This is a genomic window from Chengkuizengella sediminis, assembly GCF_010078385.1.
Lineage (GTDB): Bacteria > Bacillota > Bacilli > Paenibacillales > KCTC-33759 > Chengkuizengella > Chengkuizengella sediminis.
Genome location: NZ_SIJC01000003.1, coordinates 122,947 through 136,535, shown reverse-complemented (window position 1 = coordinate 136,535; position 13,589 = coordinate 122,947). Strand labels below are relative to the sequence as shown.

The 13,589-nt window shown below is 33.8% G+C and carries 18 protein-coding genes and 4 tRNA genes; 15 read left to right on the top strand and 7 right to left on the bottom strand.

Annotation, left to right across the window (positions count from 1 at the left end):
• The first annotated feature begins 237 nt into the window (after positions 1 to 237).
• From EPK97_RS07820 to EPK97_RS07810, 3 genes are all read left to right on the top strand, one after another.
• Positions 238 to 489 carry a CopG family ribbon-helix-helix protein gene (locus EPK97_RS07820; protein ID WP_160648053.1) on the top strand — a complete coding sequence of 84 codons (252 nt, stop codon included), beginning with the start codon at positions 238 to 240 and terminating at the stop codon, positions 487 to 489.
• Positions 490 to 492: 3 nt separating this feature from the next.
• Positions 493 to 843 carry a type II toxin-antitoxin system PemK/MazF family toxin gene (locus EPK97_RS07815; protein ID WP_160648047.1) on the top strand — a complete coding sequence of 117 codons (351 nt, stop codon included), beginning with the start codon at positions 493 to 495 and terminating at the stop codon, positions 841 to 843.
• Between the two features lie 144 nt (positions 844 to 987).
• Entirely contained in the window at positions 988 to 3,180 is a 2,193-nt protein-coding gene (locus EPK97_RS07810) for a Tex family protein (RefSeq protein WP_338075678.1), read from the top strand.
• On the opposite strand, the gene EPK97_RS07805 is transcribed toward EPK97_RS07810, so the two are convergent.
• The 3 genes from EPK97_RS07805 to EPK97_RS07795 form a co-directional block, all read right to left on the bottom strand.
• Positions 3,177 to 3,527, bottom strand: a complete 351-nt coding sequence (locus tag EPK97_RS07805; protein WP_162036367.1) for a zinc ribbon domain-containing protein YjdM — start codon at positions 3,525 to 3,527, stop codon at positions 3,177 to 3,179. The two genes, EPK97_RS07810 and EPK97_RS07805, sit on opposite strands and share 4 nt — an antisense overlap.
• 107 nt (positions 3,528 to 3,634) lie before the next feature.
• Entirely contained in the window at positions 3,635 to 3,754 is a 120-nt protein-coding gene (gene cmpA, locus EPK97_RS07800; protein ID WP_162036066.1) for a cortex morphogenetic protein CmpA, read from the bottom strand.
• A gap of 123 nt (positions 3,755 to 3,877) precedes the next feature.
• Entirely contained in the window at positions 3,878 to 4,231 is a 354-nt protein-coding gene (locus tag EPK97_RS07795; protein ID WP_162036065.1) for a hydrolase/acyltransferase, read from the bottom strand.
• Between the two features lie 135 nt (positions 4,232 to 4,366).
• Here EPK97_RS07795 and EPK97_RS07790 point away from each other — a divergent pair, with 135 nt between their 5' ends.
• From EPK97_RS07790 to EPK97_RS07765, 6 genes are all read left to right on the top strand, one after another.
• Entirely contained in the window at positions 4,367 to 4,840 is a 474-nt protein-coding gene (locus tag EPK97_RS07790) for a SprT family protein (RefSeq protein WP_162036063.1), read from the top strand.
• Between the two features lie 18 nt (positions 4,841 to 4,858).
• A tRNA-Asn gene (locus tag EPK97_RS07785) sits at positions 4,859 to 4,934 on the top strand.
• A gap of 1 nt (position 4,935) precedes the next feature.
• Positions 4,936 to 5,026, top strand: a tRNA-Ser gene (locus EPK97_RS07780).
• A 196-nt stretch (positions 5,027 to 5,222) separates the two neighbouring features.
• Positions 5,223 to 6,257, top strand: a complete 1,035-nt coding sequence (locus EPK97_RS07775) for a copper amine oxidase N-terminal domain-containing protein (protein ID WP_162036062.1) — start codon at positions 5,223 to 5,225, stop codon at positions 6,255 to 6,257.
• Between the two features lie 125 nt (positions 6,258 to 6,382).
• A tRNA-Glu gene (locus EPK97_RS07770) sits at positions 6,383 to 6,457 on the top strand.
• A 152-nt stretch (positions 6,458 to 6,609) separates the two neighbouring features.
• Positions 6,610 to 6,695: transfer RNA gene (locus tag EPK97_RS07765), tRNA-Leu, on the top strand.
• 130 nt (positions 6,696 to 6,825) lie between these two features.
• On the opposite strand, the gene EPK97_RS07760 is transcribed toward EPK97_RS07765, so the two are convergent.
• Together EPK97_RS07760 and EPK97_RS07755 are read right to left on the bottom strand one after the other, a co-directional pair.
• Positions 6,826 to 8,010, bottom strand: a complete 1,185-nt coding sequence (locus tag EPK97_RS07760; RefSeq protein WP_240903745.1) for a tyrosine-type recombinase/integrase — start codon at positions 8,008 to 8,010, stop codon at positions 6,826 to 6,828.
• A 317-nt stretch (positions 8,011 to 8,327) separates the two neighbouring features.
• The gene (locus EPK97_RS07755) at positions 8,328 to 8,450 is read right to left on the bottom strand and encodes a YjcZ family sporulation protein (protein WP_162036059.1); all 123 of its coding nucleotides are present in this window, start codon (positions 8,448 to 8,450) and stop codon (positions 8,328 to 8,330) included.
• A 778-nt stretch (positions 8,451 to 9,228) separates the two neighbouring features.
• On the opposite strand from EPK97_RS07755, the gene EPK97_RS07750 reads away from it, so the two are divergent.
• Complete coding sequence (locus tag EPK97_RS07750; protein ID WP_162036058.1) at positions 9,229 to 10,206, top strand: hypothetical protein; 978 nt, start codon at positions 9,229 to 9,231, stop codon at positions 10,204 to 10,206.
• 55 nt (positions 10,207 to 10,261) lie between these two features.
• The gene (locus EPK97_RS07745) at positions 10,262 to 10,714 is read left to right on the top strand and encodes a hypothetical protein (protein WP_162036057.1); all 453 of its coding nucleotides are present in this window, start codon (positions 10,262 to 10,264) and stop codon (positions 10,712 to 10,714) included.
• A gap of 75 nt (positions 10,715 to 10,789) precedes the next feature.
• On the opposite strand, the gene EPK97_RS07740 is transcribed toward EPK97_RS07745, so the two are convergent.
• Positions 10,790 to 11,011, bottom strand: coding sequence for a helix-turn-helix domain-containing protein (locus EPK97_RS07740; protein WP_162036056.1), 222 nt, complete (start codon positions 11,009 to 11,011; stop codon positions 10,790 to 10,792).
• Positions 11,012 to 11,204: 193 nt separating this feature from the next.
• Between EPK97_RS07740 and EPK97_RS07735 the strand changes: the two genes are divergently transcribed.
• From EPK97_RS07735 to EPK97_RS07720, 4 genes are all read left to right on the top strand, one after another.
• A complete protein-coding gene (locus EPK97_RS07735; RefSeq protein WP_162036055.1) occupies positions 11,205 to 12,014 on the top strand; it encodes a ParM/StbA family protein in 810 nt (269 codons plus the stop codon).
• Positions 11,998 to 12,219 carry a hypothetical protein gene (locus tag EPK97_RS07730; protein WP_162036054.1) on the top strand — a complete coding sequence of 74 codons (222 nt, stop codon included), beginning with the start codon at positions 11,998 to 12,000 and terminating at the stop codon, positions 12,217 to 12,219. The genes EPK97_RS07735 and EPK97_RS07730 overlap by 17 nt, the downstream gene beginning before the upstream one ends.
• Before the next feature lie 82 nt (positions 12,220 to 12,301).
• Positions 12,302 to 12,544 (top strand): hypothetical protein, encoded by a 243-nt coding sequence (locus tag EPK97_RS07725; protein ID WP_162036053.1) that lies wholly within the window; start codon positions 12,302 to 12,304, stop codon positions 12,542 to 12,544.
• 1 nt (position 12,545) lies between these two features.
• Entirely contained in the window at positions 12,546 to 12,776 is a 231-nt protein-coding gene (locus EPK97_RS07720) for a hypothetical protein (RefSeq protein WP_162036052.1), read from the top strand.
• Between the two features lie 271 nt (positions 12,777 to 13,047).
• Here EPK97_RS07720 and EPK97_RS07715 read toward each other — a convergent pair whose 3' ends face one another.
• Positions 13,048 to 13,506 (bottom strand): hypothetical protein, encoded by a 459-nt coding sequence (locus tag EPK97_RS07715; RefSeq protein ID WP_162036051.1) that lies wholly within the window; start codon positions 13,504 to 13,506, stop codon positions 13,048 to 13,050.
• Between the last annotated feature and the right edge of the window lie 83 nt (positions 13,507 to 13,589).

Here is a 13,589-nt window from a genome sequence, read left to right as displayed (position 1 = left end):
ATTGAAGAATCATGAAGGAATTTCGATTTTAATATCGAATTATATTTAGGTAGGGGTCAAACTGGCCTTAATATGTACGTTTTTTCCGTTATGGTTGCATACTTGATATATCAGATGCATATATTATCTCTTGTATAAAATTGCTTGATATACGCCATAATGGTATTATTGGTTTGGAAATGTTTTGGAGGTGTGAGATTGGTGTCCAACGCTCATAACACGAACACTAAAAGAATTATGATAAGTTTACCTGATCATTTATTACAGGAGGTTGACGGAATCGTAGAACAGGAACGATCCAATCGCAGCGAATTTATTCGACAAGCAATGAAAGTGTACCTCATGGAACGTAAAAAAAGGCAAATCCGTGAAATGATGCAGCGCGGGTATATGGAAATGGCAAAAATCAATCTGAATATGGCATCAGAGGCTTTTCAAGCGGAGGAAGAAGCGGACAATACGACTGACCGTTTAGTGAGCGGGGTGTAGCTCTTGATAGTGAAACGCGGGGATGTTTTTTATGCGGATTTATCACCCGTAGTAGGATCTGAACAAGGTGGAGTCAGACCTGTAATCGTGATACAAAATGATATAGGTAATCGTTTTAGCCCTACTATTGTAGTGGCAGCTATTACCGCACAAATACAAAAGGCGAAATTACCAACTCATGTTGAAATTGATGCAAAAACACATGGGTTTGATCGTGATTCAGTCATTTTATTAGAACAAATTCGTACAATTGATAAACAACGACTTACGGATAAGATCACCCATTTAGACGAAGAAACCATGCGTAAAGTGGATGAAGCTTTACAAATCAGCGTAGGGTTGATTGAATTTTAATAGGATAACTCCAAACAAGCGAGGGCTTAAACCCTCGTTTTTTGTGATTCCACATACATAAGATGTAGATAAAGATGCATATAAAATTTATAACAGGGGATGATTCTTTTGCCTGAACATGGAACAGTAGACAAAACACAATTTGTGGAAAAAAATGAACGAGTTTTACATGAGACAGAGAGCCAAACACAAGAAAGGATTCTAAAACAAATCAGTAAAGAGCTCCAAATCGCTTACCGTCAAGTAAAAACCACGGTGAATTTACTGGATGAAGGAAATACGATTCCATTTATCGCGAGGTATCGCAAAGAAAAAACAGGAGAGCTTAATGAAGTTGCTTTACGAGAAATTCAAGAACGACTCTTTTACTTGCGTAATTTAGAAGATCGAAAGATCGAAGTGATCAGGCTCATTGATGAACAGGGGAAATTATCGGATAGTTTGAAACAAGATATACTAAAAGCTGAAAAACTGCAAGAAGTAGAGGATCTTTATCGCCCTTATAAACTGAAAAGAAAAACTCGCGCAACGGTAGCAAAGGAACGTGGATTGGAACCATTTTCAATTTGGATTAAGAAGCAACTTTTAGAAGGTTCAGTTGATACTGAAGCAGGAAAGTATGTGGATCTTGAAAAAGGGGTAGAAAAAGCCGAAGATGCAATACAGGGTGCGATGGATATTATAGCAGAAAGTATATCAGATGATGCAAAGATTCGTACATGGATCCGTAAATTTACATTTGATCAGAGTTTAATGGATGTAGAAGCGAAGGATGACCAGCTAGAGTCCGTATATGAAATGTATTATGCTTATCAAGAACCGATTCGTAAAATGCCACCTCACCGCATTTTGGCAATCAATCGCGGGGAACGTGAAAAAATCCTAAAAGTTCGTTTGGAGTTACCTACTGAACGAATTTATGAATACATCAATAAAAAAGTGATTACTAGGAATTCAGTTGTAACAAATATCTTGCATCAAGTTATTGAAGATGCATATAAGCGACTCATTGCACCGTCTATTGAACGCGAGGTCCGAAATGAACTAACAGGAAAAGCTGAGGAGAAAGCCATTGAGATTTTTGGTGAGAACCTTAGTAGTTTATTACTTCAGCCTCCTATCAAAGGGAAAATTGTATTAGCTGTCGACCCGGCATATCGAACAGGTTGCAAGCTTGCAGCGATTGATGAAACAGGTAAGATGTTAGATATAGCAGTTACATATCCTACACCACCAGAAAATAAAATCGCAGAAGCTAAAGCAATATTTAAAGAATTTATCAATAAGTATGGAATTCAACTTATTGCGATAGGCAATGGAACAGCTTCAAGGGAATCAGAGCAATTTGTAGCGGATTTAATACAGGAGTTACAGGATGCACAACTGCAATATATCATTGTTAATGAAGCAGGCGCTAGTGTTTATTCAGCTTCTAAGTTAGCACAAGAAGAATTTCCAGACCTTGATGTAGCAGAACGAAGTGCGGTATCTATCGGAAGGCGGTTACAGGATCCTTTAGCAGAATTGGTAAAAATAGATCCCAAATCCATAGGAGTAGGACAATATCAACATGACGTTTCACAAAAAAGGTTAGAAGAAAGTTTAAAGGTTATCGTTGAGTCTGCTGTAAATCATGTTGGTGTAGACTTAAATACAGCATCACCTTCTCTATTATCTTATGTATCAGGAGTCAATCAGACGATTGCGAGGAACATTGTAAAGTATAGAGAAGAAAATGGGAAATTTAAAAAGAGAGGTCAATTAAAAAAAGTGCCGCGTTTAGGTGCTAAGTCATATGAGCAATGCGTAGGGTTTATGAGAATTAGGGATGGTGTGAATCCACTTGACTATACACCTATTCATCCTGAATCTTATAAAATAGTGGATCTTTTATTTAAAGAGCTCCAATTAGAGTTAAATCAAATAAATTCTTCTCAATTTAAAGACATTTTACAAGCACATAACCCAGAAGAGCTTGCGGATAAACTGGATGTGGGTTTACCTACGATGAAAGATATATTCGACAGCTTACAAAAACCTGGAAGAGACCCACGTGAGGATCTCCCAGCACCTATTTTAAGGACAGATGTATTAAAATTAGAGGATATTAAACCAGGTATGGAATTAAAGGGAACGGTAAGGAATGTCATTGATTTTGGAGCATTTGTAGATATTGGCATCAAAAATGACGGACTTGTACATATATCAGAGCTCAGTGATAAATTTGTGAAACATCCGCTGGATGTTGTATCTGTTGGTGATGTCGTAATAGTGTGGGTACTAAAGGTTGATGAGAAAAAGGGAAGAGTAAGCCTGACGATGAAGCAGGCAGATTAATGCGGTGATACCTTTTTTACAAATTGAGATTTTAATTTCATAGCTCCAAAACCTTCAATTTTACAATCAATATCATGATCACCATCAACCAAACGTATATTTTTTACTTTTGTACCTATTTTTACGACGGATGAACTCCCTTTTACTTTAAGATCTTTGATTACAGTAACAGTATCACCATCACTTAAGACATTTCCATTTGCATCTTTGATCATTTTTTTATCTTCGGCATTCCCAGTTTCTAATTCTGAAGTCCACTCATGTCCACATTCTGGGCAAACAAAGAGACTTCCATCATGGTAAGTGTATTCTGAATTGCATTTTGGGCAATTTGGCAGATCCATAATTTCATTTCCTCCAATTGTTAATCTTAAGATATCATCAAAATCACCCCAGAACTATCTTCTAGTTTGGGGTGATTTAATGATAATATAAGTCAGGTATATTTAATTTATTATTCAATTTTCTTCTCTAGTTGATTGTAAAAAAACCAACATTCATTCAGTAGTTGTACTTTACGTTTATCTTTATTGCGGTAAGCACGAATCAATTGATTGTAAAACCAATTTGGCATATCACAATCCACCTCCGAAGTAAATTTTTATCCCCATATTAAATCCTCTAAAGGGAGAAGAGTTTACTTTATTTAAATTACTTTATGGAATCAGAAATAGATTGTGCATGTCCGTGTCAAGATTTAAGCTTCAACTTCTTCTTCGTACCATTGTTCTAATTGTGCTAGAAGCGCTCTAATTTCTGTAAGTAGAGAAATTAAAGGATATGACGTTTCATTCGTATTAGAAAACTCTTTCTCTAGTTGGGTCATATACAATAAACCATCAATAATTTGATTTTTTTGAGTAATTAAGTCCAGGTTGTCACATTCTGCAATAACCATTGGAAGTGTCGGTACATTGTTAGCAGTTAATTTGTTGAGTTCTTTATGTAATCTGACATTTAGTGCACTTAACTGATATGCATGAGTAGATGGCATTTCTACAAAATCAATTTTTTCGTTTAATTGTAAAATGACGTATTTATATTGAGACATCAGTTATTTCCCCTCTCTAGAAAATCTTTATACTTGACAGTTTAACTTAGGTATAAGTTAAAATTCAAGTATAGTTATTTAACTACTTAATTTACGAAGTTATTGTGTTTATACATTGTAAATGGAGGGTATGTGTTGAACGATGATCAACTGCAAGCCTGGGTAGAACAAATATCACTTCAGTTTTTTGGTCGACCTTTTTTACATCAGGTCAAATTTAACCGTAGATTACGGTCAACTGGCGGTAGGTATTTTACCAGGTCACATGATATAGATATTAGTAAGAAACATTATGATCAATTTGGTAAAGATGAAACGGAAAAAATTATTAAACACGAGCTATGTCATTATCATTTACATTTATTAAATAAAGGATACAAACATCGTGACGCAGATTTTAAACAATTATTAAAAAGAGTGGGTGGCAGTAGATATTGTAGACCATTAAATGACAAGCCTAAAGAAAATGTTTATCGATATCAATTGGAGTGTTTGAAATGTGAGACTACATACTTAAGAAAAAGGAAAATGGATGTCTCAAAATATGTTTGTGGAAAATGTAAAGGGAAATTGAAGTTAATCCCACTTGACTATATTCAAGATTCATGATAAATTATTTATTGTCCTTCCCTGATAGCTCAGTTGGTAGAGCACTCGGCTGTTAACCGAGTTGTCACAGGTTCGAGTCCTGTTCGGGGAGCCAAGGAGAGATACCCAAGTGGCTATAAGGGGCTCCTCTGCTAAGGGAGTAGTCGTGTAATGCGTGCGTGGGTTCGAATCCCACTCTCTCCGCCACTTATACATATAAGTCAAACCACTGATCTTGTCAGTGGTTTTTTTGTTTTTCATTAATAATACATGGGATCAATGACAAACCTAATTTTTATAATGTTTATCTGCAACCTTTTAAATACATGGATCGTTTATGAAAGAAAGGTTTACTAATTTGTTTGAGTAATAAAATCTAGATAAATATGAGAGGGAGAACAACATGAAACTTACTAAATGGTTGAGTTTGGCTGTAATTAGCACTTTGATAACAGGAGCAGGTGGGAATTATACATATGCTAATATTGAGAATTTGAAGCAAATTCACACGATGAGTAACAAAGAATTAATGAAGACAACTTTATTGCAAAATAAACAATATTCTCTTGAAGTGAATGGTACCATGTTAACGGGTAATAAAGTTCCGTATCTTAATGATCAAAATTTGATTATGCTTCCATTGAGAGATGTGGCAAGTGCACTAGGGTATCAGGTCAAATGGGATGGATTTAAGAAAAAAGTTGAATTATACGAAGGTAATGACCATTTAGAGTTGAATGTTGGTCAAAAAAATATAAACGATTCGAACTTACTATATGAATTGTTTGAGGGAACAGTTTATGTACAGGTAGACTACGTGATTGAAAAGCTACATGTTAATGTGACTATCTCTGAAACAGGAACCATTCAGATTAGATATGCTGAAGAAGTTGCAGAACAGGATTTTGTTAAAAGAGAAGGAATCATTACCAATATTTCAGATCATGAAGAGACAACATTAGTGGAGATTAATGGTTACACAAATGGTGTTCTATTAATCATTTCGGAACAGACAAAAATCATTTCAAAAAATAAACAAGAAATAACAGTAAGTGACTTGTCTCTTGGAATGGAAATTGAGGTAGAACATGATTTAATCATGACCATGAGTTACCCACCAATGACAAACGCACAGAAGATAACAGTAAAAGAAGAAATTCCTATAGAGCAATATGGTGGAACTTATGGGACAGTAGTTGAAACAACTACTGATGAATTAAATCAAATCATTGTAGAAGGTCGAAAAATAGGAGTTAATGGTTATGATGAAATAAAATTAAACATTACAGAACAAACTGAGTTTATAAATGCAAAGGATCAAACTGAAATTTCTAAAGATCAATTAAAAGAGGGAGCAAAAGTCTATGTTTTTTATGGTCCTAAAGTGACAAAAAGCTTACCTCCTATTGGAACTGCCGAAAAAATATTAGTTGAATAATAGATAGGACAAAGAGCTAAATCGAGCATTGATTTAGCTCTTATTATATTTATTTAAAAAAGAAGAAAATAACAGTAGACAATCTAAAAGTAATCCGTTATAATAATCCTTGTCGTCAAAAACATGGCCCGTTGGTCAAGCGGTTAAGACACCGCCCTTTCACGGCGGTAACACGGGTTCGAATCCCGTACGGGTCACCAACAAAAACAACAACAAACTCACAACTAGATATTTCAATGTAACAGAGCGGAAGGTTAGTCGGAGCATATTCTTCATTAATAAGATTTTCATCTTGAAATGAGAATATACCGCAAGATCACCGTTATTTTTTTTCTTAATAGCTTTTTTACATGCGGTCGTGGTGGAATGGCAGACACGCTACCTTGAGGGGGTAGTGAGCTTACGCTCGTGGAGGTTCGAGTCCTCTCGACCGCACCATACATATAAACCTCAGAGTCCTTGATATACAAGGGTTTTTTTGATGTCATGATTTCGGTTTTAATCACTTAAAAGAAAGTGAAAACATTGTTGAAAAACTGAATTGGGAACGGATTGGGAACGGATTTTTTCAGGACTTTTTTGCTTTTGTATTAAATTTATCGAATTTTTCAGCTGCTTGTCTGCTAATTTTCTTAGTAACATGAGCATATATATCTGCCGTAGTATTATAATTTGAATGTCCTAACCGTTCTTGGATAGCTTTTAATGATACATCATTTTCAATTAGAATTGTTGCTGAACTATGTCGTAAATCATGGAATCTAATGTATTTCAACCCGTGTCTCTTGATGAATTTCTTCCACCATTCACTTGGATAAGTGTGATAAAGTGGTTTTCCTAATCCTCCATGAAATATAAATTCTCTATTTCCACCTTCCCAAGACTCTTCTGCATTTTGTTTAGATAACTTCCACTCTGTTTGATATTCTTTAAGTTCAATTAGATACCACTCAGGCATGTCCACTTTTCTTTTAGACTTTTCTGTTTTTGGTTCTTTTATTATGGCCCCTTTTTTATTGGTTAAGGATATGCTTTTATTCACTGTGATTGTTAATTGATCAAAGTCTATATCAGACCATTCCAATCCAAGGAGTTCCCCTCTTCTTAAACCACCTATCATTGCTCCTAAAATAAACAATCTCCACATTATAGGCTCGTTATATAAAGCTTCGATAACAAACTGAGCTTCATTTTCATCATAGTAATTTAATTCTTGTTTTTCCACTTTAGGTTTTTTGATTCCTTCCATAGGGTGTTTATTTATTAAATCCCAATCTTTTGCTCTATTCAGGACATTTTTTATAGTACGATATATTACCTCTATTGTTCCGCTAGAAAGTTGTTCTCCTTTTCCATCTTTTCTTGCTCCTGACCTACTTAGGTTGTCTAAAAACGTTATTATGTGCATGGGCTTTATTTGATCGATCCTCATATGTCCAAACTCAGGAAGAATGTGGTTTTTTAAATTATATCCATAAGTTTTAAAAGTAAGAGGGGATAGTTCTTTCATAGCATACTTTTCCTTCCATTCCCCTACAAAATCACAAAATTTCATTTTTTCAGGCGCTATATATTCACCGGATTGAACTTCAACTTGGAACTCGGCTAACAATTTTTTTGCGGCTGCAGTAATTTGACAAATAGGAATATCGCCAATGTTTGTGAATGCTATAAAATCTTTGACTTGATTTATAATAACACCATTGATTACAAATGTAGGAGTTGCAATAGCTACTACCCCTACATTAACCATTTGTTCCAAAACACACTGCATAGGACAAACACAGCAATCACATATGGACTCATCAAAAACACCCGGACCCGAAAGTACAAATCCAAGAAGCTAACAAGATAATAACTAAAAGAATAAAGAGTACTAAAACAATAACTGCACCCATAAAAACGCCTCCTTTCTATTTATGATGTACTATATACTATGAAAGGATAATCTATTTTGATTGGACGGGTATCCTAGGGCAAGTACACATTTTTGATAGTTTAAAACCCCACTACATAAATAGTGAGGTTTCCGTAGATTTGTTTTTATTTATTAAGTCCTTTTAATTTTTTTTAAAGCGAATATCCTGCAAAAACACAGGTGGGAGCCATACTCCAAGAAGCTAATAATATTATTACAAGTAGTATAAATAAAACTAGAACTAATGCAGCTCCAGAACCACTGTGACTACTCATAAAAATCCCTCCTTTCAATTATTTGATGTAATATATACTATGTTGAAAAATATTAACTGCTTGGGTTAATGCTCTGATACAAGTACACATTTTTCATAGATTAAAACCCCACTACATAAGTAGTGAGGTTTACATCATATTGAAAGTGAGTTAGCCAAGTCTTCTGTTTTTTTTTGAAATTGTTCTAGTGCTCTTTATACTCGTAATCCATCATATGATTTTAATAGTGTTTTGATTGGGCGTTTGTTTTGGATTTATAAAATTGTGCTCTTGCGTATTCTTCTGTACCTCTTATATAATATGAACAAATGTTCCATATTTATTTAGAAAAATTTAAAATGGTATTTCTGTTGAGGTGATTTAGATGCTTACCGACCTTGAACGAAAGTTTTGAACGGACTTGTTAGAGGTGGGAATATTAAATGTGATTTACCGTTAAGATGATGGAGATTGGTGAATTTAAGTGATAAAATGTTGCTTTTTTCATTGTCAATTGTGCCTTTCTTTATATCAATTTTTATTGATTTATTTTCAGTGTCAGTTTTAGCAAAAAAGGTATCGGTAAACATTAGAATCATAAAAATACCTAAACCCAGTAAAGTGCCTGCCCTCCTGAATTGTTAAGGTAATTATTATCTAATATTTCTATTTTTTCCATTAATAATATTAATTTAGAAAATTATATAAACTTTCCTTGATATAATAAGATAAAATATATATAATTTAATAATCTTGCGCAAGAGGTACAGACTATTATTTTAGGAGAGTTGAGAAATTTATGTTATCAAAAATTTTAAAAGTATCATTATTATTTGCACTAGTTATTTCTTCGTTCAATTTAAATCTAATTGAGGCACAAACTTTAAAAGTAAGTGAAAAAGACAGAGAAAATGTACAAGAAAGATTTAAATTATCAGATGAACATATAAATGATCTATCAGATGAAGAGGTTTTATATTTTTTAAATGTAAATCTAGCTTCTGAAGTATCTAAAAAAGAAGAATATTATGAATTTATAACGGATCTAAAAACAAAAAAGACAACAGTTAAGAAAACAACGAAAGAAAAATACGAAAAAACTAAAAACGAGGAAAAAGCTAAAAATGAACCATTACTTATGAGTGATACTGTTGTTGCTTTAGCTACTGTTCAAGAAGTACCACTACAAAAGAAAAATACTGTTAGTGCTTTAGCTGCTGGTGAAGACTCTGATGTAGATACTGATTCAGGTTGGCTTAAACTAGAAACTTGGATTTGGACACGTACTGATGGAACAGGGACCGTTTCAAGTAGATTTGAATGGACTAAATTGCCTTTTTATACAGATAAAGATGTCTTTGCAATCGGAATTGGCCAAAACATGTCTTCAATTAGAGGCTCTGAGAGTGCTAATTATAAGTTTGATTATATTGACCATCTTAATGATACAACTGGCACAGAAATGATTACTAATCTGGTGAAAAAAAGAGATGTTGGAGGAATTGCTTATACCATAGATTTAGCAGATCGATCTCATTCATTAAATGGGGATGGGTTCATTGTTAAAACTTCTAACCATAGAGGTTATATGAGATATGACATAGAAAAACAACTTCCTAGTTTAACTATTGCAGATGCATATTCTAGTTATGCTCATCAAGAAAAATCAATTAGTATTTCACCATCTGTTTCAATTCCTTCAGGCGGTGCTATTTCAATAGGCCAAAAGGAAGATTTTGATATAGTGTATGGGGATGTTCAAGTTAGAAATTGGTAATAAGTATTAATAAGGAGGGGGAATCCCTCCTTATTAATAATAAAGGAGTTTTTAAATGAAGAAATTTAATACAATCACTGTTTTGTTCATCGGAGTACTTATTTTATCAATATCATTTAACGTATATCAAATGAACGAGATAAAAAGAGAAAGTAGAGAACAAAACTCTATAGATAGGCAATTTATACAAAGCTTAAAACAAATTAAACGATCTTTAGAGAATGATGCAGGTTTATCAGAAGTTATTAGATATGCAAGTAGAGCTGAAAGCATTTCTAATTTTACCACTTATGATGATCAAAGAACTTACGATAGTGTGAGTGTTTATTCCAAACAAATATTAGAGCATTTACTTCAGATGGCTTATATGAATAAAGATATAGATGATATAAGTAAAAAACAGGAATTAATTCAAGTAATAGATAAACTATTAAAAGATCCTTTAGATGAACAAAGTATTAGTGAATTACAATATCTGTTGATTGAATTAAAAAAAGATTATGAATAGTTTTTACTACTTCGTAAGTTTAAACAATTATACAAATATTAAAATCACTTAACTAATAGCGGGCAATACATACAATCACAAATCCCAAAACTGATCAGCTCTAACGGAAGGGTCTCTTTCACGTAGGGCTTTTATTATTTTCCCCATAGTCCTAGCATTGGGTGATCTATTTCCTGAACATAAATCACCGACAGTATTCTTGTTTAATCCCGTCTCTTCTTTTAACCAATCCTGCGTCAAACCATCCCTATCTAAATACTTACCTAAATCACTTCTATTCTTCCCTAATCCAAACATCTAACCTCTCCTTTTTTATACGTATCACCATTATTCCCAAAACTCTATAAAAATATTCCTAATCAATTAGGAATAGTGGACAACCAGTAGCTAATACACTCTTAACAAATGGGGCGGATAATATCTAGATAACATCTAATCAAAAATTTTAGGTACTAGATAATATCTAGATAACATCTAAAGGAGTGATGAAATGATTACAGTTGGTGCAGATATTGGCAAGTTTAGAACAAAGATAAAATGGAGAGGGGGCACACAAAGTCATTTATCATGTGTATCAACGTTTAGAGAGTTGAGGGGTGATGTTCCACTAGACGACCAAAACATGGTCGTAGAGTATAAAAACCAAATGTTTTTTGTGGGTGATCTAGCTGAAAGAGAAGGACAGAATTATTTGAACTCTCCTGATTGGCACAAATCTAATACAGTTACTTTGATTAATCTATTTGCAGCATTTAGCAGGATGCCAGGAACGGATTTTAGTATTGTTGTAGGGAATCCATTTGGCATTAACACGTTAAAAGAAAGAGAAGTACTTAAAAACATGCTGATAGGGACCAAACATTTCAAAGTCAATCATAAAGACTATAGAATCACGATCCATAATGTTGGTGTAGCACCTGAAGGAATGGCAGCTTACTACTCAATGCCAATACACAACGATTTAAACATACTTGATTTTGGTTCATCTACAATTCACGCTATTGCGATCCGTAACCGTAGACTCACTGATAAACGAAGTCATACCTTTGATTTTGGCTTCGAGAGCTTAATTGATACAGATTTCAGGTCCATCATACGGGGTATTAAGTTCAAATTAGAAAAAAAGTGGAATGATTTTGATGAAAGGATCATGTTGATAGGTGGAAAAGCACCTGAAATGGATGTCTATGTGAAAGAACAATATCCAAACAGCAATATCACGATCAATCACAATCATCATTTTGCTAATGCGTTAGGTATGTATGAAATGGGGCGTGTAGCATATGAAAGGGCAAATTAATGTTCAAATCGCTTTTAACCCAAATAATAAACATCATATGAATATGTTGAATTGGTTGAATGAACAAAGCAGCAATCGCTCTTCCTTCATTAAAGAGGTGCTTTTTCATTGGATGGAAGGGAAAGAGTCTCAACCAACACCACGGAAGTTGAAAAGAGAGGATGGTTCTAGGGATGAAGGGGAGATACTTAACCTTTTGGGTTAACCTCTCCCCTACCGTACAAAACTAGATACTATGATGTCATGACATCGAACTTAACTTTGAAAAAATTGAGGTGATTGATTAAATGGAGGGAAGAAGAAGGTTAGACCGTAAACACAGGTTTCAACTACGTTTAAAGCAAGAGCTTCATGCTGAAGCTGAGATCATTTGTTTTAAGCACCCCATGTCATTTAATTTACTTTATACAGAAGCGATTGATTACGCTTTAGGTTCAAACGGGTTTTTAAATTATATTGCAGATAAATACCCAAGGGATAATAGGAAAGGTCATTTTACTTATGTACATTCACAAGGGAGGAATTATTAAAATGGGATTACTTAACTGGTGGTTTGGAAAAGACGATAAGGTTTATTTTACTGTCACGATGGATCAGAGAATAGAAAAGGTTTTAACTACATATGTTGCATTACATAATGCTAAAGTAGATGAAGTGGACCATATTAAAGAGGATGACGTAATTGAAGATGCGTTAAAACTGTATTTACGTGGTAGCTTACACATCGATGATGAACAGGCAAGAGTTAAAAACAAAATATGAAACCAACATATATAAATGACTATCGAACATCGAGAGGAAGGGCACAAGCTAGAGAATTATTACAATATGAATAGAGGTAAAAGGGCAGTTAACACACTGCCCTTTTTTTCATATAACTTTTAAAAGTTTGTTATATATAAAATTAAATCAGATAGTTATACTGAATCTAAACGAATTACTATTTTATGTTGGATTACTTTTTCTCAAATTAATTTTATACAAGTAATGTTTAAAGGTTATACTCTCTATTCATATTTCAACTGTAAAAAATTTATGGCTGCGGCACTCCGAATCGTTGTATTTTACAACTAGATATAGCTGTTGTTTCTTCTTCCAAAAGAATGACAATTCCTTCTCCAACTTTAATAATTATTCCATCATCGTTAAAGTCACCAGCTAGAATTGTTGTGGACTTCCCTATTTTAGATTCTGCTAATTTTGTTGTTGGATCTTCAATACACGAACATTCTCCTTTGACGTTTTTTCTAATGGGTTTTAATTTGAAATCAAATGGTTCTATACTCGAAACAGCACAAATGGAGCCAATTGGGTATTCTAAAATATCACCGTTATCATCAAGAGTAGCGATAAAATTATCGACATTAGTTAAAGTACCTGTGTCATGATCGTCAAGAGTAAATATTCTAACTTCCTCCCTCACTAACTGTTTTAACACACACTGCATCGGACAAACGCAACAGTCGCAAATAGTTCTATCAAAAGCCCCCATACAATCACGTCCTTCATTTTTTATTAATGTATTCATAGTTGTGTGGCTTTGACTGGACGTGTAACTATTTTCAAAAATTGTGC

Excerpts from the sequence above, each read along its gene's own strand:
- EPK97_RS07755 (WP_162036059.1), bottom strand. The coding sequence starts at position 8,450 with ATGAGTAGTCACAGTGGTTCTGGAGCTGCATTAGTTCTAGTTTTATTT.
- EPK97_RS07735 (WP_162036055.1), top strand. The coding sequence starts at position 11,205 with ATGATTACAGTTGGTGCAGATATTGGCAAGTTTAGAACAAAGATAAAA.
- EPK97_RS07750 (WP_162036058.1), top strand. The coding sequence starts at position 9,229 with ATGTTATCAAAAATTTTAAAAGTATCATTATTATTTGCACTAGTTATT.
- cmpA (WP_162036066.1), bottom strand. The coding sequence starts at position 3,754 with ATGCCAAATTGGTTTTACAATCAATTGATTCGTGCTTACCGCAATAAA.
- EPK97_RS07720 (WP_162036052.1), top strand. The coding sequence starts at position 12,546 with ATGGGATTACTTAACTGGTGGTTTGGAAAAGACGATAAGGTTTATTTT.
- EPK97_RS07740 (WP_162036056.1), bottom strand. The coding sequence starts at position 11,011 with ATGTTTGGATTAGGGAAGAATAGAAGTGATTTAGGTAAGTATTTAGAT.
- EPK97_RS07745 (WP_162036057.1), top strand. The coding sequence starts at position 10,262 with ATGAAGAAATTTAATACAATCACTGTTTTGTTCATCGGAGTACTTATT.
- EPK97_RS07725 (WP_162036053.1), top strand. The coding sequence starts at position 12,302 with ATGGAGGGAAGAAGAAGGTTAGACCGTAAACACAGGTTTCAACTACGT.
- EPK97_RS07795 (WP_162036065.1), bottom strand. The coding sequence starts at position 4,231 with ATGTCTCAATATAAATACGTCATTTTACAATTAAACGAAAAAATTGAT.
- EPK97_RS07715 (WP_162036051.1), bottom strand. The coding sequence starts at position 13,506 with ATGGGGGCTTTTGATAGAACTATTTGCGACTGTTGCGTTTGTCCGATG.
- EPK97_RS07730 (WP_162036054.1), top strand. The coding sequence starts at position 11,998 with ATGAAAGGGCAAATTAATGTTCAAATCGCTTTTAACCCAAATAATAAA.
- EPK97_RS07760 (WP_240903745.1), bottom strand. The coding sequence starts at position 8,010 with ATGGTTAATGTAGGGGTAGTAGCTATTGCAACTCCTACATTTGTAATC.
- EPK97_RS07775 (WP_162036062.1), top strand. The coding sequence starts at position 5,223 with ATGAAACTTACTAAATGGTTGAGTTTGGCTGTAATTAGCACTTTGATA.
- EPK97_RS07820 (WP_160648053.1), top strand. The coding sequence starts at position 238 with ATGATAAGTTTACCTGATCATTTATTACAGGAGGTTGACGGAATCGTA.